The sequence below is a fragment of the Rhizobium sp. CB2179 genome, assembly GCF_057653455.1.
The window spans coordinates 3,058,332-3,080,809 of record NZ_CM172781.1; the positions used below are offsets into that span (position 1 = coordinate 3,058,332).

22 protein-coding genes are annotated in these 22,478 nt (G+C 56.3%); 3 read left to right on the plus strand and 19 right to left on the minus strand.

Going from position 1 to position 22,478, the window contains the following annotated elements; genetic code table 11:
- Nucleotides 1-9: 9 nt before the first annotated feature.
- The 6 genes from AC244Q_RS15340 to AC244Q_RS15365 form a co-directional block, all read right to left on the minus strand.
- Nucleotides 10-312: an HNH endonuclease signature motif containing protein gene (locus AC244Q_RS15340; protein ID WP_128407083.1), complete on the minus strand. Its 303-nt coding sequence runs from the start codon at nt 310-312 to the stop codon at nt 10-12.
- The gene (locus tag AC244Q_RS15345) at nt 309-995 is read right to left on the minus strand and encodes an HK97 family phage prohead protease (RefSeq protein WP_128407084.1); all 687 of its coding nucleotides are present in this window, start codon (nt 993-995) and stop codon (nt 309-311) included. Before AC244Q_RS15345 ends, AC244Q_RS15340 begins: the two co-directional genes overlap by 4 nt.
- Nucleotides 992-1,582 carry a hypothetical protein gene (locus AC244Q_RS15350; protein ID WP_128407085.1) on the minus strand — a complete coding sequence of 197 codons (591 nt, stop codon included), beginning with the start codon at nt 1,580-1,582 and terminating at the stop codon, nt 992-994. The genes AC244Q_RS15345 and AC244Q_RS15350 overlap by 4 nt, the downstream gene beginning before the upstream one ends.
- Nucleotides 1,545-2,072, minus strand: coding sequence for a hypothetical protein (locus AC244Q_RS15355; protein WP_128407086.1), 528 nt, complete (start codon nt 2,070-2,072; stop codon nt 1,545-1,547). Before AC244Q_RS15355 ends, AC244Q_RS15350 begins: the two co-directional genes overlap by 38 nt.
- A 98-nt stretch (nt 2,073-2,170) precedes the next feature.
- Nucleotides 2,171-2,485 carry a hypothetical protein gene (locus AC244Q_RS15360; RefSeq protein ID WP_128407087.1) on the minus strand — a complete coding sequence of 105 codons (315 nt, stop codon included), beginning with the start codon at nt 2,483-2,485 and terminating at the stop codon, nt 2,171-2,173.
- Between the two features lie 138 nt (nt 2,486-2,623).
- On the minus strand, nt 2,624-4,000 hold the full coding sequence (locus AC244Q_RS15365) for a hypothetical protein (protein ID WP_128407088.1): 1,377 nt from the start codon (nt 3,998-4,000) through the stop codon (nt 2,624-2,626).
- A 333-nt stretch (nt 4,001-4,333) separates the two neighbouring features.
- Between AC244Q_RS15365 and AC244Q_RS15370 the strand changes: the two genes are divergently transcribed.
- Entirely contained in the window at nt 4,334-4,909 is a 576-nt protein-coding gene (locus AC244Q_RS15370) for a hypothetical protein (protein ID WP_128407089.1), read from the plus strand.
- Complete coding sequence (locus AC244Q_RS15375; protein WP_128407090.1) at nt 4,906-5,421, plus strand: hypothetical protein; 516 nt, start codon at nt 4,906-4,908, stop codon at nt 5,419-5,421. Before AC244Q_RS15370 ends, AC244Q_RS15375 begins: the two co-directional genes overlap by 4 nt.
- A gap of 151 nt (nt 5,422-5,572) precedes the next feature.
- Here AC244Q_RS15375 and AC244Q_RS15380 read toward each other — a convergent pair whose 3' ends face one another.
- The 12 genes from AC244Q_RS15380 to AC244Q_RS15435 form a co-directional block, all read right to left on the minus strand.
- The gene (locus tag AC244Q_RS15380; protein ID WP_128407091.1) at nt 5,573-6,577 is read right to left on the minus strand and encodes a DUF4062 domain-containing protein; all 1,005 of its coding nucleotides are present in this window, start codon (nt 6,575-6,577) and stop codon (nt 5,573-5,575) included.
- 489 nt (nt 6,578-7,066) lie between these two features.
- Nucleotides 7,067-7,321 carry a hypothetical protein gene (locus AC244Q_RS15385; RefSeq protein WP_128407092.1) on the minus strand — a complete coding sequence of 85 codons (255 nt, stop codon included), beginning with the start codon at nt 7,319-7,321 and terminating at the stop codon, nt 7,067-7,069.
- Nucleotides 7,318-8,619 (minus strand): hypothetical protein, encoded by a 1,302-nt coding sequence (locus AC244Q_RS15390; RefSeq protein ID WP_128407093.1) that lies wholly within the window; start codon nt 8,617-8,619, stop codon nt 7,318-7,320. Before AC244Q_RS15390 ends, AC244Q_RS15385 begins: the two co-directional genes overlap by 4 nt.
- Before the next feature lie 773 nt (nt 8,620-9,392).
- A complete protein-coding gene (locus tag AC244Q_RS15395) occupies nt 9,393-11,687 on the minus strand; it encodes a KAP family P-loop NTPase fold protein (protein WP_032992390.1) in 2,295 nt (764 codons plus the stop codon).
- Between the two features lie 306 nt (nt 11,688-11,993).
- Complete coding sequence (locus tag AC244Q_RS15400) at nt 11,994-13,484, minus strand: hypothetical protein (RefSeq protein ID WP_128407095.1); 1,491 nt, start codon at nt 13,482-13,484, stop codon at nt 11,994-11,996.
- A 646-nt stretch (nt 13,485-14,130) separates the two neighbouring features.
- On the minus strand, nt 14,131-15,942 hold the full coding sequence (locus tag AC244Q_RS15405; RefSeq protein ID WP_128407096.1) for an ATP-binding protein: 1,812 nt from the start codon (nt 15,940-15,942) through the stop codon (nt 14,131-14,133).
- Nucleotides 15,939-16,985, minus strand: a complete 1,047-nt coding sequence (locus AC244Q_RS15410; RefSeq protein ID WP_164902334.1) for an SIR2 family protein — start codon at nt 16,983-16,985, stop codon at nt 15,939-15,941. Before AC244Q_RS15410 ends, AC244Q_RS15405 begins: the two co-directional genes overlap by 4 nt.
- A 390-nt stretch (nt 16,986-17,375) precedes the next feature.
- Nucleotides 17,376-17,672, minus strand: a complete 297-nt coding sequence (locus tag AC244Q_RS15415; RefSeq protein ID WP_128406171.1) for a hypothetical protein — start codon at nt 17,670-17,672, stop codon at nt 17,376-17,378.
- Complete coding sequence (gene tnpC / locus AC244Q_RS15420; RefSeq protein ID WP_487764141.1) at nt 17,672-19,294, minus strand: IS66 family transposase; 1,623 nt, start codon at nt 19,292-19,294, stop codon at nt 17,672-17,674. Before tnpC ends, AC244Q_RS15415 begins: the two co-directional genes overlap by 1 nt.
- A gap of 63 nt (nt 19,295-19,357) precedes the next feature.
- Nucleotides 19,358-19,705, minus strand: coding sequence for an IS66 family insertion sequence element accessory protein TnpB (gene tnpB / locus AC244Q_RS15425; protein WP_003554417.1), 348 nt, complete (start codon nt 19,703-19,705; stop codon nt 19,358-19,360).
- Entirely contained in the window at nt 19,702-20,070 is a 369-nt protein-coding gene (gene tnpA, locus AC244Q_RS15430; RefSeq protein WP_128408055.1) for an IS66-like element accessory protein TnpA, read from the minus strand. The genes tnpB and tnpA overlap by 4 nt, the downstream gene beginning before the upstream one ends.
- Before the next feature lie 488 nt (nt 20,071-20,558).
- Nucleotides 20,559-21,341: a DUF2971 domain-containing protein gene (locus tag AC244Q_RS15435; protein ID WP_164902415.1), complete on the minus strand. Its 783-nt coding sequence runs from the start codon at nt 21,339-21,341 to the stop codon at nt 20,559-20,561.
- Nucleotides 21,342-21,845: 504 nt separating this feature from the next.
- Between AC244Q_RS15435 and AC244Q_RS15440 the strand changes: the two genes are divergently transcribed.
- On the plus strand, nt 21,846-22,040 hold the full coding sequence (locus AC244Q_RS15440) for a hypothetical protein (RefSeq protein WP_028740691.1): 195 nt from the start codon (nt 21,846-21,848) through the stop codon (nt 22,038-22,040).
- Nucleotides 22,041-22,143: 103 nt separating this feature from the next.
- Here the strand turns inward: AC244Q_RS15440 and AC244Q_RS15445 are convergent, their stop codons facing one another.
- Nucleotides 22,144-22,335: a hypothetical protein gene (locus tag AC244Q_RS15445; protein ID WP_113545245.1), complete on the minus strand. Its 192-nt coding sequence runs from the start codon at nt 22,333-22,335 to the stop codon at nt 22,144-22,146.
- Between the last annotated feature and the right edge of the window lie 143 nt (nt 22,336-22,478).

Here is a 22,478-nt window from a genome sequence, read left to right on the forward strand (position 1 = left end):
GGGGGGGGGCTAGATGGGCCAGCCGGAGGCGTCATATCGAATGACGTTTCTTCCGTTGTCTTCTCGGCGTCCTTCGCGATCGTGGTGGCTCTTGCACAATCCTTGAAGGTTGTTTGGATCCCAGAAGAGCACGGCATCACCGCGATGCGCCTTGCGATGGTGAACGACGGTCGCCGCCTCGACGATTTCAGACTCGATGCACATCTCGCAAAGCGGGCTGATCGTCAGATGATGCTCGCGCAACTTCTTCCATCGGCGGGTCTTGTACCAGCCGCGGAATGCGGCGGCCTCAGGGCTTCGGTTGTCGGTCATGCCTTCAGCCGCGCCAAGGCTTCCGTGATCCGTTTCACACGCGCATCTACGTTGCTGGCCGTTTTCATCGCAGCGAACCGCGGCGCACGCGCAGCCAGCCATAGGTCGGGCTCCTCGTCTTCCAGGTCGACGATGGTCGCGAAGGTTTCGGGAACGGCACCCTGCCGACAGAGCGAGATTTCCTTCAGTGTCGCCCTCGCAATCACGTCGACGTCATATCCACCGATATTCTGCGTCTTGAAGTCCTCGACGGCGACGCCGACGGATACGCATGCGCGTTGTCCATCCTTCACGTTGTCGAAGACGGCTCGCCCATCTGTCGTGCTGGCAATAGGCATTCTGAACGCCAGCCCGCGGACTGTGTTGGCGAACACCAGGCCGGCCGAGCTGCCGCCGTATTGGCGGGAAGCATCGTGATCGAACAAGACGGACTTACTCCTGCCGTCGTGTAGCGTGTCGACGAACGCCGCGGCCTCGAAGTAGACCAGGCGTCCTTGGTGCTCAAAAGCCTTTTCAGTAAGACAGGCGAAACCCTGGATGCCGGGCCGCTTGAGCTCTCGGCCGTCACTACCGTAGAACCTGGCCTTTGGCTCGGCGGGCTGCCGGGCCGCACCCCTAGCGCGATCGATGAATCGCTCGACGCTTCGGGGTCGGCCGCCAGTGTAGATTGCCGGCGCTCTCATCGGTATTGAAGCTCCGACGGCGTATCCTTCGTCTCGATAACGCCGATCTCAACCGCTTCACGAAAGAAGCGTGCCATCGAGCTATGGGGGTCGATCGGGCTGCCGAGCAGTGACGGCGAGAAGAACCCGAGCGATTCAATGGATATTCCCTGTTCCTCCACCGCATTCGCCAGTCCATTCAAATCGAGTGCCGCGGCGTGCACATTGCGCATAGCATCAACAACGGCTCGCAACTTGCTGCGATACGTCGGCGCAATTCCAGACCTGTACGCGCTTTGTGCCCGCTGGCGCTCGACCGCAATTTGCCCGTCAAGAACGGCGCCTGCGGCCCGCAGGGCGCGGATCTCGTTCGCCATGGCAGCGAGCCGATCTCGCTTGCTTGGCGGCGTCTGGGCGGGTGGCTGTCCGATTAGCTCTGCGACGCGCAGAGCCTCCGCACTGTCTACTGCAGTGCCGAATTCTGGCTCGTCGTTTCGAGCGAGGGCAAGTTGATCGGCAATTGTTTTCGCAAGCTGCTCGCCGATCCCCTTGCGCTTGGCTTCGAGTTCGTCATGCCGCGGCGTATGTTTCAGTTTTTCGATTTTCACAGTTGAAGGCCTCCACGATCTCCGCCAGTTCGCGGATCTCGTTCAGTTTGAATTGATAGGTGGGTGAAGTGGTCTCGTGCGCTGTGCCGTAACGAACGACCGCGCGTTTACCGGACAACGAAAGACACTCAAGCGTGAGGCTGTCGTCGGACACAGAAAGGAACCCATCATCGAGGTCGAGATCGCCGAGCACCGGCGACTTCGGCAGCGTTTCGATCACGGCGCGCAGCATCTCGCCGGCTGTGGGCGGTAGGTCCGCAGCATCTTGCAGGTGCGCCAGGCGCAGTTCACGGACGCACCGCGGTGCGGCCTGAATACCTTCGGCGCACAAGCCGAAAACAACGTCGGCGATGTGGTGCGGCCGCAGGTCTCCCCCGCGCTTGCCGGGCAGCATTCCCGCCTCGCGGAGAGCACGCAGCGTTTGGCGAACTTCAGAAATCGGTCGACGGAATAATCGGGCGATTTGCCCGAGGTGGCGCGATTCGCGCATGGTTGTCTCCTCTTTGGTGGGGTGCCCGCGTCGGAGCTTTGTGCTCGACGACGCGGGCTTTGGTAGGCGCGCAGGACGCTCGCGCCACACCAACTGGGTTAGGCTGCCTGCCACATGAACCTGTCGTTCGGCTCCGGATAGACGTCGACGTCGGTATTGGCCGGGATAGGTACGCGAACGGAGCCGGCTGAGTTGGGAACCTTGCCATACGAAAGCCAGGAGTCGGCCGTGGCGCGGGCGCGGAAGATTGCCTGTCCCTGACCGTCACTAATGTCAGGCGCGACGTTTGTGGATGCAACGCCCGTCGATGGCGCTTCCTGCCAGACGATGCGCCCAAGGAGTGACTGGGACTTGTCGCGCGCGACCGAGGAACCGGCATATGCCGCAGTGACAGTAAACGAAGGTAAAGCCATATGGTCTCCTTGTGCGGAAACCGCACTGTAGGGGGTAAAAGAAAACCCGCGTCCGGTGGATAAATCCGGACACGGGTTGAGGTGGGGCACCGGGGAGATGCCTATATCTAAGAGGGCTTGGAATCGTCCGAAGTGGTACTACGCCGCGATTTTTTTCGAGAGCCGCGCCAAAAGTTCTTCGACCACCTTGCGACCCATCTTATGGGCAGACGATTCCGCATAGCCGCGCGCCAGCCCTATTGTCCTAAAACTGGCATCCGACAGAATGTCGTCGACCACTTCGATGTCTTCGGCATGGATACCGGCCGCAATCAGTTTTTCCGCCCGTTCAAGTTCGTAAAGGGTTTCGTGCATAGGCGCCGAGGTGGCGCCTTCACCAGCGCCGTTGGCCTCGGCTATACCGCCGAGCCGGCCGTAATCTTTCGCAACGCCATCTGGCAGCTTCTGGACCGGCGGCAGGCTAGAGGTATTCGCACGAGCAGCGGCAAGGGTGTTGTCATTGGCGACGGCTCGCGCTGTCCTTGGAGGCGGCGATATAGAGCCTGGCGCGTCGGGCCGCTGGCTCGAGATATACCGCTCGCGGCCAGCGAGGCGAATGTAGCTCCGGTTCTCCTCCGGCTGCCTCTCAACGTGTTTGGCGGTTTCCGACTCCTTATTGAAAACAAGGCCGAGCGGGTCGGCGGTGTAGTCTGGCCGGCGCTTCCGGCCATTGTCGTCGCCGTAGGCTACAAGTTGGCCGTCGAGGAAAGCGAGGCCAATGAATTTTTTCTTCTTATCATCGGTGTCGTCGGTGTAGCCGATACGGTGCCATCCGCCATGCAGGTCGCGAACGCCCGATTCCGCGCCCGCCTGATAGGCTCTCAAGAGGATAGGGACGGAAGGCAGGATCGAGCCTTGATTGTGCACTCGCTCATGCCCCTTACCAGAATTGGCGGTCGAACCTTCATCGGTCGCAGGCGCGTTGTCGTTGGCCGCTGTCACTGGCGGTCGCATAAGCTCAGAGACCTGCCGCAAGGGGGCGACGAGCGGCGACTTCTCCTTTACCAGAGCTCGCTCTATGCGATTTCCATCAGTGCCGTGTTCCGTTGCCGTTCCAGCAGCATCGCGTTCGGCTAGCCATTCGCGCGTCGGCCCGTCATTGGGGCGGATGACAGTATGTTGCCGCCCCGCCGCCCGCACGGCGGGCTCATAAACATAGAAGGCCCATATACCGAGATGCCTGCCCCATTGCCGGCCCGTAACGATTGATTCCGGAAACCGGCAGGGGTGCCCTTCCAGCCAATACTGTGGCTCCTCAGGCTTCTGCCAGTGTTGCACCGAGGCCGGGTTAAGAAGTGTGCAAGTCATCCAATCGCCGGGCGTGAGCGGCCGGGATACCTTGTGGCCGCGAGAGGAGTAATCGAAACTGGCAGCCGAACTATCACGGGGGCCGTGGCCGCCCGATGTCGCCAGCGTTTTTGCGGACGTGTAAAACTTCTGGCCGAGCGGGATTGCCGCAGCCCTTTCGAATGTCATTTGGGATTCCCCGATTGCTACCCGCCCGGGCGGGAGGTTGAATTCGGCCTTTCCGGCTCATTGCGATGTGGCTGCAACCAGTTCGAACATTGACGTAAACATACGTTTTTGTCAATTCAGTATATTGACAAAAATGCTAACATGTGCATGCGCGGCTTCACGGTTTGATTTCTAGAAATCAAAGATTCCAAAATTGTGCGCACGTGCGGGGGACGCGGGTACGGCGCCGAGTGCGGTCGCTGGCGATTTCGATACCGGGGTGGGCATCTGGAGCGCTTGATTTCGGCCGTGATTCCCCTAACAGTTGCAAAGTTGGTTTATGGGGACGGGACGATGAAATTCACTCTAAGTGTGGCGATGCTCTTGATTTCAGTATCTGGAGCATTCGCAGGGCCGTTTGGTCTGGACAAGGGTATGAAACAAGGTGCCTTAGATATCCAGGCACCCATGGAAACCGGAGCTTATCTCCTCAAAAGCGTACCAAAGCCGCACGGCGAATTCCAAATGTACGCAGTTACACTCGGTGAGCAGGCGGGTGTCTGTCGAATAGTAGCGATGTCTGCCGAAATTCAGAATGATCGGTACGGGGTAGCGCTTCGAGCAAAATTCGAAACTATTCGATCACAACTTGCCCAGAACTATGGATCCTCAACGCTTTACGACACACTTGGAAACTCGGCCCTTTACGACGATAACAGTGAATGGACGATGGCGCTTACAAAACGCGAACGCGTGTATTCGGCAGAGTGGAAAATTGCGAATAGCGCCGAGAAATCTGGAGTTCGGGAAATCAGATTATCGCTGGCGGGACAGTCCCGTGACTCCGGCATGATAACCTTGCTGTATATTTTCGATAATGTTGACGATTGCTTGCGCGAGATCAGCGCAAAGGGAAGCAGCGCCCTATGAAGCTTTTCAAGGTAGTTGCCGGGGTTGTTTCTGCCTTCGCCGTGGCCGCAGTAGCGAACATTGCGTTTGTTACCTGGCCCGCGCTGAACTCAAAGTCACAGGATCCAAGAAATAAGAAGGTCGGGCTATACACCTACTATCGATATGGAGTTGACCCTCGCTCTATCGTCTTGGACCTGTGGTCGATGTCTCCCGAGGCAGCCATGGTAGATGTCGATCGTGTCCTCTTTGACACCGCCGAGGTGTTCAAAGACCGGGAATATTCTGAAATATTTTTGGCCTATCACGGCGATGCCAGATTCATTCTCGACGGCAAATACTTCAAAAAGCTTGGCGAAGAGCGAAAGTGGCAAAATCCAGTTTACACCATCCGGACGTTAACTGAGAACGTGAAACAAACTGACGGAGGCAACGCCTTCGGCACTTGGACAGGCGGCTTGCTTGGCGTCATGAACAAGCAGATGGAAGATCACAGCGACTTCCACCGACAATGGTATATCAAAGATCTGTAGATTTTAGATCTGACCGAAATTATTCAATGTTTTCTCGTGCACGCGCTTGCGCACGCGCGTGAGAATTCCTGTGTTAGCACTATCGCGAAACCCCGCCACCGGTACCCAGGCCGACGGTCTCTAGCGATTTGAGGGCGCGCCCGTCGGGGTGTTAGGTCGGCGTCGCCTTCCTCACAACGATGTCTCCCATGTATACGGTTCGCCCCTTGGCGGTCAGCGATAGGAACTCTGCATACCCGCCGCTGGTAGTCTTGCTCGCAAAAGCCGTTATTAGTCCTAGTGCGATGAACTGAGCCTTGATTTTGGCGGAGTCCATTTCGTTCATGTCGTACGGTGTATATTCGTCTGGTACCTCTTTCATCGCCAATTTGACAGCATTGAATATCACGCCATCTGTCTTGGACGTGGTAAGTTCCGCAGCGAGAGGAACGAATATCTGACGCCACTTAAGTGTCGTTGTGCGATCAGTATACGAGAGGCCCCGTGTAGAACTGTACCTGGTTCGGTAGCGGATTTGTACTACGTCATCGAGATCAGCGATGTTCTCGAAAGCCGGCTGTTGCTGGGTTGTTAATTTCGCAAGCTGCTCTCTTAGCTCCGCGTTTTCCTGTAGAGCCTTGTTCGACTGCTCAAGCACCTGCTCGTTGGCCGCCGTGTCACCGCGTATCCAGCCTATCTGTGGATGAGCGCTGAACGCGTGCATGAGGGACTTAAGGACAACGAGTTGAAGATCTTGTCGATCTTTCCACGTGCGCACCAGCCTGCCGTTCATGACTTTGTCGCGAAACGTCCTCAAAGCAGTGGCGAGTTCCGGTTTGATATCGCTGTTCTTGACAGAGATAGCCTCTGGCTCTCCGTGCACGAACGCTATCACGAATTTGCCAGTGGTGACGGCGTAGTCATATTCACGCTCTGTGAAGCTGACGCCGTCCGCGTCCAATGATCCGTATCGGCCTCCGACTATCAACAGATAGTAATCGCACTCGTCGATGACCTTTTTGATATAGTCGAGTTGCTCAACATCGGCTGCTGGAAACAACTCCATCCCGGCCGGAATATGGTTGAGATCGAGAATGTTTCTTATGGTGTCCTGTCTCTCATCGACGAGATCCCGGAAGGTCGATGAGACAAACACCTGGTATTTCTTGGCCGCCACGAATCACTATCCCTCAACCTCATCAGCGATGAAGGATAGCAATGTTGGCGTTATGCGGCTCCGCAGCGATAGCCGCAATCCACAGTTGTTTCTATCATCAAGCCGCTTGACGAATCAGTCGATTTGACTATTTACTATTTTCAGGAACTCTCTCCGATCCGAGCTGAACTCTTGGTTTAAGAATAATCAGCGCGACAGTCGGAAGAATAATCCTCCAGCCGCCAAGTCGGATGACAGCGGCGTTCGGGGCGGATGCCCCTTATTTTCCTAGATATTCTGCGGCAATAGCCGTTTAACCTGCAGATCTGCTTTGGGCTTAGCTGGCCTGGACGTCCAGGCATGTTCTCCGAGGTGAGACATGCGTATTACATATCTGCGCGGCAAAGGCTTCAAGATCGAAGTCGAGCCGGCATTTATTACCGCTGCGATCATGCTGATCCAGCTTTTCATGTAAGTGAAGGCCGGCGCGAATGCCGGCCTTCATTAAGATCAACTGGATGGCGGCGTCCGATACACCACATCCAGCATCGACGGAAAGCATTCGCCACCCCGCTCGACGATGGCAATGAACTGAAGATCTTCATCTTGATGGACAATGCCGACAACCTCGCACTCCTTGTCGGCGTCATCCCAAGCCTTGAACGGGCGGATCGGCATCATCTGGACAGGCGACTGCTTAAGATCCAAAAGCGCCGCCTTCAAGCGCTCTTCGATGATAGCTTCGACTTGTTCCTCGTCCATCATGCCGCCTCTCTTTCAGTGTCTTCGGCATCCACCGCGGTTCCAATCTTGGTTGCCCAACCGCCGAACTGCGTGCGGTTGACGACGTCTGTGAAGCTTGGGAAATTTCGAGGCTCTTTAGGCGCGGGAACCCATGGCGGCGAGCACGAAACGAAATTCCCCTGGTGAGTGACCATAAGGTCAACCTTCCGCCCCACCAGATCATCAGGATCGCTTAACTCAGAGAGAGCCGTCGCCAGTAGCAACCGTTGAAGCTCCAGTTGGCCGCGATCCTGCTCTTTTTCATCCGGGCTCTCCACGACAATCATCCACTCGACATCGGCGCCGTCGGTAGTGCGAAACCACACTGTGAGCATCCTCGCCCCGTCTTCATCGTCAAACGCCAGATCGGCTTTCTCGATGGTGCCTGATGCGGGATGATCCGGATAAAAGGAAAAATCAGGCTCCGCCTTCGCCTGTTCCGCCACGTTGCCATCCGCGGCGGGGGCCTTGGCCTTCCGTTCCTTCGGCTTGTAGGCCGCCGGTGGGTGACATTCATAGCTTTCTTCCCGTAACCACACGTTCAGGTGCTTGCGTGGCGCGGTCTCGTTGTCTTGTGCCGCCCATGCCCCATACCACTCGCGGGCAGCTTCTAAGATTTGCAGATGTAGCTCGTAATCCGGGTTCAGCTTGCCGTATGCCTCGCGCGCATCCGCCTTTCTGCCCTGACCCCTGGTCGGATAGTACGCTTTCCACACCTTTTCGAATCCACCTCCCGCATCATCCGCGCCGGTGGCCGTCAGGCCAACCGGAAGCGGCGCCGAAGGCGGGGCGGGATCAATCATCCTATCCTGTATGCCGGCCTTGTAGGCCGCAACAGGTAGGACGGATTCAGTGGTCTCTGCCCCACTACTAGCGGACCTAGTAGTGGTTTCTGCACCACCCCCTGTGGTGGTCTCTGCACCACTACTAGGCTCGACATCCATAGTGGTGGTGTCCAGACCACTACTAGCGTTTTCCTGCACCAGTTCGAAATGAAGCTTGTATTCGGTTGGCCGCGTTCCTGCGCCCGCACGAATGACGCTGAACGGACCATTTTCGACAAGGCGGCGCGTTGAGGCTATGACGGCTTTTCGGTCGGCGCCTGACGCCTTCTGCAAATAGCTAAGGCTCGCGCGGCTGTTGCCGAATGCCTTGCGGTAGTTGTCTATGATCTCATAGGCCAGCGCCTTATCCAGGCCCGTCGCCCACTTTGAACGGAGCACCAGACCGAGAAGCCGCCATTGGTACTTGAGCGAGTCCGGCGCGTGCTTATCGGTCATGGCTGATGGCCTCGTACGCTTCAACAGCGAGGGCTGTCAGCCTCTTGGCCATCGGCGCCGAGAACGTGGCCGTTCGACGATGGCCGGCCTGAGGTGCGTAGAGGAACATGTTGCCGTCTGGTTTGCGCAACAGCCTGAGGCCGTACAAGCGAATATGTTCGTTTAGTTCTAAGTCGACTGACGCCAAGCACTCATGCTCGTTGGCATCGCGTACCTTGTGGCAATATAGTACTCTCATTGTCTCTCCTTACGCGCACGGCGGCGCGCCCGCCGACAGGGTCGGCAGGTGGTTAGGTGTCTGATTGGATGTTCTGCCCTGCCCTCTCGGTGGGACTTTGGCGCCGAAAAACATAAGAAGCGGGCGGAGTAATTTCCCGTCCCACTTTGAGCCAACTCATTGATTTTCAAGATTAGTGGTTAGCCCTCCGGGCCCACCATCAATTTCCGGGGTTTACGCCGCCTTCGCCCGATTCGCGGATTTTCCCGGGCGACAGATCAAAGACTTTCATTGAGCCTTCTGTCGTCATTGATTATATAAAAAACCAGAGAATTTCAACGAGTTACAGCAAGAAACTTCGGGCGTCATTTCATCGGAGTTGGATTCAAACCCGCGAGCACACGGCTCTTAATCGGGAGGCAGCGAGTTCCGACCATTCGCACGGGCCCGGCGAAGCAGACGTTTTCACAGGGCATCCACTCATTCCGGGGCAACGGGCAGCAACGTCCCCTTTAAAAGGGCGTAAGACGTCGCTCCATTAACCAGCAGTTTGTGCCTAGAAATCCACGTTCCCGTCCAGGGTTTTTCGAAGTGCTGTGATTGCCCGCCTCTGCTCGTCCGAAGCACGAGATGCGTCGACCTTAGAAAGCCGATCCCGCGCGACGTCCTCCCCGATCAGGTCGTCGAGTAACCGCTTATCGAAGCTGTCAACTCGTGACGAAACAAAGTCCCCGACCGTGTGGCTGGTTCCCGTCGTCATCAGTCTCTCGATGACATGGAGAAACCCCTCGTCGTCCGCGATCGCCTCTTGAACCCAAGCTCGCGGTCCATCAAGGCCACCAGCGTAGTCACGCCACCTATAGAGAAGTGACCCTAGGTCGGGATGCAAGTCGAGGTCCCCGCCACCCGCGAGTTCTCGAATCTGCCTCAGCCATTCCGTCTTGAGGGCAGCCACGGTCTCCTCGTCCAGTTTGGGTTCGACCTTCGAACCATCCCGTTGATCCGATGGATCGTTCAGGTGAATGATTGTCGCCCCGACTGAAAGCGCTCCGGTTTGTCGGAGCGCTTCGATCGTCAGCGTACCTCTCTCGGCCAATGGCAACCGACCTATGTACCAGGATATCGCACGCCAGGCAGCGACCCATGGCGAGGTGAGCGGACCGACGCCTCGATCCACCAGCTTTTGACCAATCGCGAACATCTGAGGCATTAGCGTCGCGGCGCTTTCGACGGGCAATCGATTGACGCCGTCATCAAGGCGGAAGGCGAGCGATCCAAGTAACCCGCGCTCCTCGATGTCATTGATTGTCGCCTCGAGCGCGATCGCGTCATTCGACACGGTAAGGAAACTTCCGTATTCGCTATCCGACATCTCGCCCGGAGGCGTCTGAAGCTCGAAATATCTACGGAAGTACCGTGAGCTACACACACGACGATCGGAAGTCCACTGGCTCATCCAATCGCCGGCATCGTAATACATCCCACCGAATGCCCAAGCGACCCTTGGAAACAGTTCCGTCAGTGCGGCCTCAACGGCCGGTCGGTTACGTTCACTCACCCTCGCGATCAAGTTATCGAGGCGTGCCTTCTGTTCTTGATCTTGGCCGTCGCTGTCATGTCGCGCGCTCTGTAGCAGCAAGTTACGCTCCACGAAAAGTGATGAATGGAAATCGGGCTCGAAGACCCTCAACGCCTCGAGAGCGAGGAAATCGATAATGTTCACTTCAAGCAGGGGCTCGCCGACATGGAGTGGCAAATGAATGGCGACTGAGGATACGAAGCGTTTGGCGTCGCGTAGGTTCGCGATGAAAGGCTGTATGACACCAAAGAGGGTATTACCCCAACGCACCTCCTCGAACCCGTTTTCCTTCGTGGAGTAAGCGTTGGCCAAGCGACTGAGATCGCTCACCATAGCGTCGGAGACCATCGACCGCGGCACTGCCGGGAGATCGAAGTTCGCCTGAATGATCTTCTTCAGAAACTCCCGGCCTTGCCCATCGGCAATCTCGTCCAATGCCGCCTCGACGATACTCGGCTGGAAAAGCAGCACGAAAACGATGTTGGGAAGGTTCGCGTTGACCTTGATCTGCCGGATAAGAAGCCTGATTTGATCGGGCTCCAGCCGATCGATATCATCCACGAAAACAACCAGCGGCTTTTCAAGTTCGCGCAGGCTCCCCTCCAGCGATGACCTGATGCTGTCGAGAGGCTCAGCCCATCTGTCTTTTCCCCATGCAACCATGGCTTTCCCGATCAACGGCACCAAGAAACTGGAAATCGCAAACGCCGCAGCGACCGTAGTTGCCTTTGGCATGTCCAAGCCGAACGACGCCACAAGTGCGACAACCGATGCATTAGCCAGGAGCGAGGAGATCAATAGTCTGTTGTTGCCCACAGCCTTGATCGAGGCACCGGTACCGGTCAGCAAAGCACCGTAACGCCTGAACATTCCCGCACGCTTTCCGGCCGCCGACGAAAGGTCGCCGCCGAGTTTGTCGGCGATCTCCTTGAACAGTGCCTTGGCAATCGCGTCCCCGTCACCCCACTGCCAGGGATTGAACTCCAGCCACGACGCTCCTTTTTCCCTGTTTTGCAAGCTCTCGACGATCAGATTTTTCAGGGACGACTTCCCCGCGCCCCATTCGCCGCGGATTGCGAATATGCGCCCCTCCTCCAGTGTCAGCTGCGAGAGGATTTCGGCAATACGATCGGCAAAACTGACCCGCCGCAGCAGGTCTTGAGATGCCTGACGGATCGGTACATCCGCTCCGATGTCCGTGTCATTTATCGCTGCTGATCTGGCATCGGCAAGCTTGCCGGAATTTCGCTTAAACCACCGCCACGAAACCATATGGTCCTCCATACATCTCAACTGTGGATGACATGGAAGGCACGATTCTGCTAGCTGACTTGACATGTCGCGAATTCGGCTGAAGGCTTGGCCGGGGTGCCAGCGAGGAAAGTGCGTGGACTTTCGTTGGGCAGCGGACCGCAAACCTGGCAACGGAAGCAATATGACTAGACGCGCGATCCACCTCGTCGTGCGCCGCGCGCTCCGGCTCGTTTCGCTAGTAGAGAGGAGTCGATCATGCGCTGGTTCGAGCGAGGGCTTCGAGTTCTTTGAAAACTATAGCCCTTCCTCGACTACCAAGATCGGTCACCTCGATCCGCTATCCTTCTTCGTCGTCTGCTTGTCTATTGGGACGAAGATTATCTGTACGTTGGTACCCAGCCGCTTCAGATTACGTGTCTCATCCCGCAGGCGGTCCAGCCTGGTTTGCTCGCCTACCACAACGAGGAACGTTGGCTCATAGGAAAGAAAAAGTTCCTCCAGCGTCAACATCACCCCAGCAAGGCTCTTCGAGTGCCGCTTGACTTCGACGAGGCACGTTTCGGTTCTTCCGTCTTCGGGTCGCCAGGTCAATTTGAAATCCGGGCGGAAATCGGTACCGAAAATCGGACCCCCGGGCTCGACGAGAGGGTTCCCCAAGCTTTCGCGTATCTCCGGACGATCCAGGTATTGTGTGAGAGATTGCTCAAGCTCCAGCCCCATGAGCGTCGCCTCTGGTTGCCAGTCAGCAAGAACCTGTGGAACGAGATCGATCGGCGATGGAGATGTCAACTCATCGCTTTGCAGCTCGCCCTTGGCCAATCTGACGCGCTCGACGCCAAGAAACCCCGCCAATGAGCTTTGCCCATCCAGTTTCCTAGCCACTTCGTACGTGCTGACCGGGCTACGCATTTTGAAATGCAGTGAGTCGTCGGGACGAGTGAACGACGCATGCGGTAGTAGATCGACTACCGCTCGCAACAATGCCTTTCGGTCCGCTGCGGACGCCTCCCGATACTCAGAAAGAGCCATCTCCCAAAGAACGACCTCTTCCACGTCAACCTTGGAAGATATGTCAAAAAGTACCTCTGCCAGATGCAATTGGTCGACTGCCGAAAGCGGCTTGAGCGCTCCGCGACCTCCACGACGCACAGACACCTTGTGGAAGAGCTGCCGAAACTCATCGCTCTCCAGACTGCGGTCAAACAAGTGTCTGAAAAGGAACTCCATACCTAGCCGAGTATCATACCATTGACCGCGATCAGGATCGGCACGGACCTGAGCGGCAAACCTGAGCAGAGCTTTAGGCATCGGGTCGGTACCTGAGTAATCGCGAAGACCTCCGGTTCCATTCGCGGCCATGCCTAGGTAGTCGTTGCGGATTTTCTGAACATACTCGAGGGCATGTCTGTTTTCGTCAGGAATAGTGACCGTGCCGGCTTCATCGGAGAGCGCAATCCTCTCTTCACCAGTCTGGAGATTGAGAAAATAATTCTTGTCGAAAAATCGGCGAGCCCCACTCTTGTGGACGTTCGCTTTTACCTCAAATCTTGTTAGCGCGACAATGCTAACCCCCGGCTCGACACAGTTGACGCGCTGTAGCTGCGGGATGATTTCGGTTTCGAGAGCCGCCTTGTACGCATGCAGCTTCTGCAACTCAATAAGCCTGCCCTCGAGAGGCACATCGGGCTCGAAGACCGCGACGAGGTCTAAATCGCTGCGTTGCGAATCGAACTGATCGCCCTTACGTCGGACTGATTTTGCCCACCGAGTGCATACTTGCACCGCAATCTCTGCTTCCGGAGTCCATTCGCCCATTGTTCCTGCTCCATATTCGTCTTCGCCGGATCGAATAAGGCGTAATTGTAAAAAATGTGCTCACGCCATTCCAGATTGCGCTTCTCTCGCAGTTTAGTAGTGTCTCGGTCTCATGATGAACGCCTTCGTCAAGGCAACGACGTCTACCAACCGGATTTCAAGATGAACGACAAGATTGACGAATTTCCCGAACAAGACCCGAGAGGCGTGGCATTTCATGTCGCCCAGACAGCGCTAGGGGCGGCGGACATTGCGATCCCTGGCGGGATATGCCTTGCAGCAGATCGTCGGGCACTTCGTCGGAGAGCCATTGCAGAAGCGCCGTGAAGAATGGTGTCGACAACTCGGCGTATGATCGGTTCGTTTGAGAGCACTTTATCCAGCCGGGCAACCCAAAATTTTTGCTCCCCCCGTCAAGCAACGCTACGACGCGCCGATAGAGGCTCGTCGGCCAGAGGTGTTCCTTCGTCCGCTTCCCATCCGTCGGTCCGCAGAAGGAACATACCCAGCGTGTCATCAATCCTCCCTTATGAGTTTCAGTTGGCAACAACCCGCACCCACCACGCTAGGCACTCTTACCGCCCAATGCCGGCGGCCACTCGAACGGCAACGGCCCGAACGGACATCCAGAAATCGAGCCCCTGCATCAATTCTGGGAAAGCAAAGACGCAAACCGAAGGGTTGTACTCTTTGGCTGCAACGTGTGTTCGAGAGCCTTAATATTCAATTTGAGGGGCATCTGTCCTGCCATGCCGCTGAAAATGCAGGTACCCGTCGGTAGGGTTGGAATAGATTCCTCGGTCAGTTTGTCGATGTAGGACACCGCGCTGGCAATCGACTGCAGGTCTTTCTGATTGATCAGCCGATGAATGAAGTAGTTGTGGGCTTGTGACGTGATGGTCGGCGAGATGTCGTTCGTGACGAAGACCCCGAATTTTCGGCCTTCCTTGATGATCTCCTCGAACGTTTCGAGGCGATAGTCCTTCCAGCTTTCCGTTTCCCGCGACGACTCCGTCGATAGGATATTATGGGCTTCATCGATGACGATGTTCAGGCTTTTCCCCTGAAACGACGTCTTGTGTTCCTGATAGATACGACGGCACAGCAGCAGCGGTATCGTCTTCTTCATTTCTAGGTTGACGTCGTTCAAATTGACGACGACCACGTTGCTCGCAAAGACATCGCCTTGGATCGCCGGATTGAACACCTTTCGAATGTCGTTTTGCTTGCTCCGCAGCTTGTTTATGACCGGGGCGATATGTTCATTCTGGGCACGGTTTGCAAGAACGTCGTAGATCAGCTGGACATACGCGAAGGTCACGATGTCAGCGATGATGTCGTCCTCGAACTCGAGATTTTCGACATGCCCGTAAACGACGGTGTTTTGGATCGCCGGCAGATTGTTGCGCAGCCATTCCTGGCCGCGTTTGTATTGGGCCGTAGTGTTGTGCCATTCGAGATCAGACGCGAGTTCGACCGGGTCCCCGTTCTGATCTTGCTCAGGAAGAACCTGCCGCAGATAGTCGAATAGCAAATCCGCTCTCACTTTGTCCGACATCCCAAGTATTTGCGTAATCTGCTGCCGCACGATGTTCCTGAGGTGCTCGATCGGGTCATTTCCACTCATGACGGCGTCATACCTGGATAGGACACGGCGCAGGAAAGGCTTCTGCGTTTTCTCGGTGGCATCCGAAATAATCGAAAGCATCTCCAGGTCCAGCAGGCCCGCGTTTCCTAGCGGCACTTTATCGCCATCGTTAACGCGAGTTGAGAGATTGTATACGGTCTTGTCGTTGGCAATGCAGTCGGTGTGCGCATATTCGCCATTGAAGTCGAACAATATGATCCGACAGTTGTCGTTGAATCTCTGATGATTTATGGCGCGCAGTTCGGTGACGAAATGCTGGTAGAGAGTAGCCAGCGTGTTCGACTTGACGCTCCCCGTGTTGCCGAAAATAGCGATATGGCTGTTCATCAGCCCGTCAACTGGAAGGGCAATGTCATAGCCCTCATACTCCGAGGTCGCGATATGCAGAGCTATTCCGTCCTCCGCGATTAGATTGTGAACCTGGAGTACGCGCTCGCGCGTAAGCAGGAATGCCTCGTTTCCGACCAGCGGAAGCTCCTTGGTCCCGCCATAGAAACGACCTCGCCGATCGATGAACCCGACCAGCGCCACGGAAAGCACCCGGCGGCCCCGAACAACCGGATCGTCATCTTGGGGTCGAGAGGTATCAGGGTTGGCATTCTCGCCCTCGACCTTACCGATCAGGCTCACGAATCCCTTTCGGATGTCGATGTAGCTCCCGACCGCGATGTTCCTCAGAAGATCACCGTCGTAGAATAGCTCGGACAGATTCTTATCCTTGTCGACCGTAACGAGAATCCGTCTACCGGTAACGCCCGAGACCTCACCGACCCTGAGTACAGCCTCCTTCTGGAGACGGACGTCGCTCATTGCGGTGCACCGCCATCGGGAATGATCGCCCGTAGAATGGAATTGAAGGATTTGAAGTCGATCGACGGCCCCTCGCCCGGACCGACAATCGTGACATTCCGATTCTGAGCGAACCTATTCGAGAACCCCGTCACGTTCGCGTCGGAATAGGCGAAGATCAGCAACTGGGAGGTCGGATTGCGAAGGGCACGCTGGGTGATGTCGAGAATATGCTCGTCTGCAAACGAAAAGCCGAACGCAACGAGAAGTGCGTTATCCTTGTCCATGCAGTTGGACAAAAGGCGAAGCAAGTCAAAATAGACACGTTCCATCAATGCGGATTCGAACTTCCTGAGGTTCGGAAGGATCAATGTTCGCGTGGCCAATGCGGCACTCACCGCGGCAGGATCAATCTTGCTCACATTACCGGAGAGCTTCACGCCATCCGACGCGAAACGAATTTCCTTATCGGCGTCTCTTGTCCAGCTTAGTGACCCGTGCACTTTGATTAGGTTCAAAACCGGCAGTTCGGCTATCCGGTCGGTCAGGTTGCCTGACCGGTAGGTCCTGTCGAAGTATCTTGCCGGCGAAAAGATATACCTGTTGCCCACCGCCGATGTTCGATCGAACCCATCGTTCAACGTGACATTGGGAAGCTTGGAAGCCGCCTTTTCAATGAAAAGATCGTAATTCGTGGTGAAAATGTTCGCCTGCCGGGGCAGAAGGATGTTTTTCCGTTCGAAAAGGATGGCATCGACGATAGAAAGGAAGTCGACGTAGTTGGCAAGCGTCTCGACGAGTGGCTCGTCGTCGATATCTGCCAAAAGGTTAACGTTGGTTTCAGCCAGCTCCTCAATGAAATCGAGCGCCACCAAATTGGCCTCTTCGGAATCGCCCCCGATGAGAAGGCCATTGATCTGCGCTTCAATATCGCCTGCAACATGAATCGCGGGCATCGACGCCCCTGATCCGATCAGGAAGTTCAGGTTTCCAGACTGAATGTAGGATTCAACCAGCTTCCTGATGTCGTCAGCTTGGTTCGAGAGAATCAGTGTTCGCGCCATAACCGAACTAGAGCGCATTCCCGTTTAGCGAGCAACCTGTGCGACGTAATAGTTTCCGCAAGACATACCTTGCAACGGAAGCAGGTCTGTACTCGACTTTTGGACGCTACCGAGCTTGTACTTGGTTGCCTGTGTCCTTGACCGCAATCTAGGTCCAGTATTTCACCGCATAGATCGCAGACATCAAACTGCCTGAGGCGATCGCGAACCATTTTCACCGCACGAGCGCAAAGAATTCGTACAAGATATACACCCGACGTGCCGCTCGCGGGAAGATGTCACTATCGACGAGCATCGAGGCAGCGCTAGTCGAGACGCATTGCGCCTACCGGCTGGTGAACCAGGACACCATTGTGCCGATTGCTAGCGAAGAACGTAACCACCCGATTGCTACCGCAGAGATTTTGCTTTGATGCGAGCGACGAGCAGCTCGTCGTCAACAAAGCTGTCGAGGAAGTCGTTCCATTCTTGGGATGTGCGGCGGGCATCTTTGAGCATCTGCTCCAATTCGTCCACGCCGTCGTCCGTCAGTGCGGTCACGGATTCGTCGTCTCCGGTGTACACGGAGATGATGCTGCCGTAGCTCAGATTATCATCGTTGGAGACAATTGCCTGAAGAAGCTCCGGGTCCTCTTCGAGGATTTCGGCAACAAATTTGATCGTACGGACGTAGGTGACTGTCGCCATCAGGCTGCCTTCGCGTCGATTGTGGTGATCGCCGACCAGTTCCACGGAAGCAATTCGTCTAACCGATTGATCTTGTGATCGTGGATGCGATCGAGCACGTCTGCCAGATAGGCCTGCGGATCAAGACCATTCATCTTTGCCGTCTCGATGATCGTCATGGCGCGTGCCAAGGTCTCCGCTCCCGTATCGGCTGCCGCGAAGAGCCAGTTTCGTCTTCCCAGGCCTATCGGACGCAGTGCCCGCTCGGCGGCATTGTTGTCGATCGCAACGCGACCGTCTTCGAGGAACAGACAGAGCGAAGACCATCGGCTCAATCCGTAGCGGAAAGCTGTCGCCAGATCGCTTTTGCCCGGAATGCGCGTGAGTTGAGCTTCAGCCCAGTGGCGGAATGCATCGGCCTTAGGCTTGCTCTGCTTTTGACGCGCAGCAAGACGGATCTCAGGAGGCTGCCCATTGATGCCACGCTCGATGTCGTAAAGCGCTCCGATGCGATGAAGAGCCTCTCGCGCGATCTCGGACTTGTTTGATGTCCAGATATCGTGGAAGTCTCGTCGCCAATGAGCCCAGCAGGCGGCTTCCTTGAAGCGAGATTCTCCCTTTTCTCCAGGCGCGTATAGCTTGCCATATCCTTTGTAGCCGTCAGCCTGAAGGATGCCGCTTGATTGCTTGAGGTGGCGGTGGACGTGCTCTTCTTTCCAGTCAGGAGCAAAATAGTAGACTGCACCGGGCGGGGAACTGCCTGCCCATGGACGCTGATCGCGGACATACGTCCAGATCCTGCCCTTCTTCACACCCTTGCCCAACCCCTTGTCTCGCAGCGAGCGATCCAGCACCCTGATCGGGGTGTCGTCCGCATGAAGCAGGTCACTTGCCATGACCGCCGTTTCGATCCGCTCGATGAGAGGCTGCAGAACCTGCATGGCGCGACCACACCAATCAACCATCGTGCTGTCGGGAATGTCGGCGCCCATGCGGGCGAAGATCTCGTTCAGACGGTACAGTGGCAAATGGTCGTCGAACTTCGAGACCAGAATGTACGCCAAGAGGCCAGCGCCGGCCATGCTGCCCGGTATCGGGCGGCTGGGTGCTGCCACCTGCACCATTTTCTCGCAGCAGCGGCAGGACTTCTTCAGTCGAGCAACTTCGATGACTTTCATCTGCGCGGCGATCATGTCGAGGATTTCGCTGACGTCCTCACCGACAAGACGCAATTCACCTCCGCATTCCGGGCAGCAGGAGCCAGGATCGAGCTCTCGGCGCTCGCGAACCGCCTTGTCCGAGACGCGTGGGCGCCGGCGCATGATCTTTTCAGACGTATCCGCCAAGGGAACCACAGACGCCGCCTCATCAGGTTCATCGATTGGCGCCGTACTGCCTTCAGCGGCGGCGATCAACAGATCCTCAAGCGCCAGTTCCAACTGCTCGATTTCACGCTCAATCTTTTCAGACGACTTGCCGAAGACCTGTTTCTTCAGCTTGGCAATGCGCAGCCGCAGCGTTTGGATTAACTGATCATGCGCTTGCAATGTGGCCGACATCTTCGCGTTTTCCGCCTGCAAAGCGGCAATCATTGCCTTGAGAAAGGCTGGATCGTCCGGAAGATTTGTCGTCGCGCTAGACATGATCCTGACTACCACGAGCCAGGATAAATTTCCATAAAAACCAGTGGTTTCAGTGGGATAAAATCACCCGACACGGGCCGGTGGCGCACCCCAATCAGGACGACGCCAATCGATCCCTTCCCACAACATCGCCAGTTGGGCCGACGTCAGCCGGGCAGTCCCGTCGGATGCCGAAGGCCAAGGAAACCGCCCTTTCTGCAAGATCTTGTAATACAGGCAGAAGCCCTGGCCATCAAAATAGAGCAGCTTCAAACGATCGCCACGTTTACCGCGAAAGGCAAAGACCGCGCCGCCCGTTGGCTTCTGACGCAAAACATCCTGCGCAAGCGCGGCAAGGCCTTCTACTCCCTTGCGCATGTCCGTGATCCCGCACGCAAGATACACCCGAACGCCGGTCCCAGGTCCAATCATGCTGCTTCCACTGCCCGGATAACCTGCGTCAGGACGCTGAGGGCCACCGAACTCTCGAAGCGAAGGGTGCGGCCGCAGCTCAATCGTAGCTCGATCATTCCGCAGCAGATCTCTCTGCCTTCAGAGACATCGGCCTGAGCCGCACTCAGCCCGACCGGAATGAACACCGCATTCCCTGACGTCGAGAGCAGCCCCTTCTTCTTCAACTCGCTGCGCCAGGTGTAGATCTGCTGCCGTGTGACATCGTGACGACGAGCTACCTCGGTGATCGTGGCTCCAGCTTCCCCAACCGCCGTAACAATCGCGAACTTGTCCTCGTTGCTCCACCGACGTCGGCGTTCTTGCCCAAGAATTTCTACGCGCATCGCAACCTCGCCTAAGACACGTCGCTAACGACGTCGTTAAACACGTCTCTTAGGCCATCAAGATCTCAGGCGGCAGGCGGTGCCAATCGGGCGGTTACCGAAGAACACGCAGCAGCCTTCGAATCGACGCTTTCTACGTTGCAGGCGGGCGGACAGTCGGGCGCCCGGCAGCATCTATCGGCGGCCGCGTCTCATTTGTCTCAGGGGCATTTCGCAGATAGCGTCCGCGAGAGCATTCACAGCGTGGAGTCCCTCGTCCGAAACCTGACCGGACAATCGAAATTCTCGAAGGCCGTTGCGCAGCTCGCGTCTGAGAGACACCCGCACGAGTCATTCAAACAAGCACTTGGAAACCTCTACGGATACAGTTCCGACGAACAGGGGATTCGTCATCCTCTACTTGATAAAGGGGACTCAAATGTGAGCGAACAAGACGCCTTGTTCATGCTCGGGATTTGCGCTTCGTTTGCGACCTATCTAGGTGCCGGCTAGAGAATTCCGCTCATAGGCCACACGTTCGGAGACAGCGCATTGGTCGCCATCTCATAACCGCTTGCTTTTGAGGTTACCTGTTCGACCTGGAACTCGGGGCGTGTCTCTTGGAGGGTCAGGGCCGCCTCGATAAGCGCAGTTGGTGCACGCGTGCCGAATATGACGCCATCAATGAAGGATGATGAAACTGAACGAAAAATGGCCGCCTGCCTGGCGTCTCCGTGCAGGACCACACGATATTCTTCTTCATAACGCCACTCGCGCGATTTAGTAAAAAGGATCAATCGCGCTTCCGCTGGATGAGAGTTGAACCAGCGCAGCTCTGGCACCGCATCACTGTATGCAACATCTGAGTCGCTTTCGAAGCCATCAAGCGAGCGTAGCGCGTCAACGATCTCGGGGCGGTAACGGATCGCGAAGCCTTGGTGGGCGCTTGTGTAATGCGCCCACATGAGATGGCTATCCCAGCGCTTGGCGAGGCACAGCACATAGAAGCTTTCCAACAGGTTCATTCGCGGGACCACCGTGGTGTTCCAATGAGCTGCCGGACCGGAGAAAGCTTCCCACGCGTGTGAAAGCTCGGTAGCGCTACGGCTGCTAACATACATGGCGTGCCAAGCGTCAAACTCGGGGCGCGTAGGCGCTCGGGAGACGAACTTAAACTCATACGGATCGTTGAAGGAGGAAGCCGAGTTGAACTTCAGCGATCCGCCGACCACAGCCTTATCGAAGACAGCGTACAGTGTTTCTAGGCCCCCGCCCACGAATTTATAATACATCGTCACCTCCCTAAGGCCCGTCTCGCTGAGTCGAGGAGGTATCCACATTTTTGTCGGCATAATCAATGAATTGTATGGAGCGCCCGCCCTGCGTCATGGTTTCGAAGATGCTGAGACAGGCCAGCTTCATCAGCTCGTCCCAAATCCTCTCTAGGTCTTCATAGGCCTCTGGACGAAGTCATAGGTCAGGAACCGTTGCCACTCGGGCTGCAGAATATTGTATCGATCAAGCTCGGTCTGCGTCGTGATTTCCTCGTGGGTGGAAGTTACAACGACGGGCTTTCCATGAGCGAAAATATCCCGAAATGCCTTGACCTCCAGAATGGTCGCGTAGGAGCGAGTTCCGAAGTCGGCTTTCGTACTAAGACGCTTGGCGAGCTGTTTGATTTGAAGGGATTTTCAGTAAATGACAAAATCTTGATCGACAACGTCAGTTATCGGGACGCCTCATCGGCCCTACTTGCCAGGATTATACGGACACTTTGGACAGTGAGGGGTGGGGAGATGCTTCAAACTCGCAAACTATCGGCAGCCATGGCAGCCGTCTTCGTCATTGCCATGTCGGCATCGTCGTGCACCACGAGTTCAAACGACTCGGTGCAGACGGGTTCGGTCGGCTATACCGCTCGGAGCGCTGACTTTGCCCTTCGGCCTGCCTGCCGCGATGGATTCGGCAACGATCGTCCATGCAGCTATTAGCGCTGGGAAATTAGAAGTCTGATTGCCGCGATAGTTCGCCTCCGGCGATGGCCAGTATCACGCGACTTCGTCCGGCGGCATCATGCCCGATCGGCGCACATTCCTAATAGCTACAAGAGCGTCCATCGCTCGGCCTGAACCCACCCCCACACGCCGGATTGAGCGGCTCACGCTCATAATAACCGCCGCCGATCGACGACGTCTGGTCGACGCTTCCGGACGAAGTGCAGCCCGAAATCATCGTGGCAAGGCTGATCAGCGTTCCGGTCGCGATAAATGCGAAAAATCGGTTCATCTGAGCTTCTCCTTCGGAGGGCATGGTTTTACCCCAAGCGGGCAATCTACCACGCCACGGCGACCAGAGACGAGGATTTATAGCGGCCGACTGCCCTCGGCGGCCCGTTCTAACGCCAATGTGATCACCTTTTAGGCCAGCCC

Bases quoted from the DNA above. Each gene is read 5' to 3' on its own strand.
- AC244Q_RS15440 (WP_028740691.1), top strand. From the start codon at position 21,846: ATGCTTCAAACTCGCAAACTATCGGCAGCCATGGCAGCCGTCTTCGTC.
- AC244Q_RS15345 (WP_128407084.1), bottom strand. From the start codon at position 995: ATGAGAGCGCCGGCAATCTACACTGGCGGCCGACCCCGAAGCGTCGAG.
- AC244Q_RS15360 (WP_128407087.1), bottom strand. From the start codon at position 2,485: ATGGCTTTACCTTCGTTTACTGTCACTGCGGCATATGCCGGTTCCTCG.
- AC244Q_RS15410 (WP_164902334.1), bottom strand. From the start codon at position 16,985: ATGGCGCGAACACTGATTCTCTCGAACCAAGCTGACGACATCAGGAAG.
- AC244Q_RS15340 (WP_128407083.1), bottom strand. From the start codon at position 312: ATGACCGACAACCGAAGCCCTGAGGCCGCCGCATTCCGCGGCTGGTAC.
- AC244Q_RS15375 (WP_128407090.1), top strand. From the start codon at position 4,906: ATGAAGCTTTTCAAGGTAGTTGCCGGGGTTGTTTCTGCCTTCGCCGTG.
- AC244Q_RS15370 (WP_128407089.1), top strand. From the start codon at position 4,334: ATGAAATTCACTCTAAGTGTGGCGATGCTCTTGATTTCAGTATCTGGA.
- AC244Q_RS15405 (WP_128407096.1), bottom strand. From the start codon at position 15,942: ATGAGCGACGTCCGTCTCCAGAAGGAGGCTGTACTCAGGGTCGGTGAG.
- AC244Q_RS15415 (WP_128406171.1), bottom strand. From the start codon at position 17,672: ATGGCGACAGTCACCTACGTCCGTACGATCAAATTTGTTGCCGAAATC.
- AC244Q_RS15390 (WP_128407093.1), bottom strand. From the start codon at position 8,619: ATGACCGATAAGCACGCGCCGGACTCGCTCAAGTACCAATGGCGGCTT.
- AC244Q_RS15400 (WP_128407095.1), bottom strand. From the start codon at position 13,484: ATGGGCGAATGGACTCCGGAAGCAGAGATTGCGGTGCAAGTATGCACT.
- AC244Q_RS15385 (WP_128407092.1), bottom strand. From the start codon at position 7,321: ATGATGGACGAGGAACAAGTCGAAGCTATCATCGAAGAGCGCTTGAAG.
- tnpB (WP_003554417.1), bottom strand. From the start codon at position 19,705: ATGATTGGACCTGGGACCGGCGTTCGGGTGTATCTTGCGTGCGGGATC.
- tnpC (WP_487764141.1), bottom strand. From the start codon at position 19,294: ATGTCTAGCGCGACGACAAATCTTCCGGACGATCCAGCCTTTCTCAAG.
- AC244Q_RS15445 (WP_113545245.1), bottom strand. From the start codon at position 22,335: ATGAACCGATTTTTCGCATTTATCGCGACCGGAACGCTGATCAGCCTT.
- AC244Q_RS15365 (WP_128407088.1), bottom strand. From the start codon at position 4,000: ATGACATTCGAAAGGGCTGCGGCAATCCCGCTCGGCCAGAAGTTTTAC.
- AC244Q_RS15355 (WP_128407086.1), bottom strand. From the start codon at position 2,072: ATGCGCGAATCGCGCCACCTCGGGCAAATCGCCCGATTATTCCGTCGA.
- tnpA (WP_128408055.1), bottom strand. From the start codon at position 20,070: ATGCGCGTAGAAATTCTTGGGCAAGAACGCCGACGTCGGTGGAGCAAC.
- AC244Q_RS15395 (WP_032992390.1), bottom strand. From the start codon at position 11,687: ATGGTTTCGTGGCGGTGGTTTAAGCGAAATTCCGGCAAGCTTGCCGAT.
- AC244Q_RS15435 (WP_164902415.1), bottom strand. From the start codon at position 21,341: ATGTATTATAAATTCGTGGGCGGGGGCCTAGAAACACTGTACGCTGTC.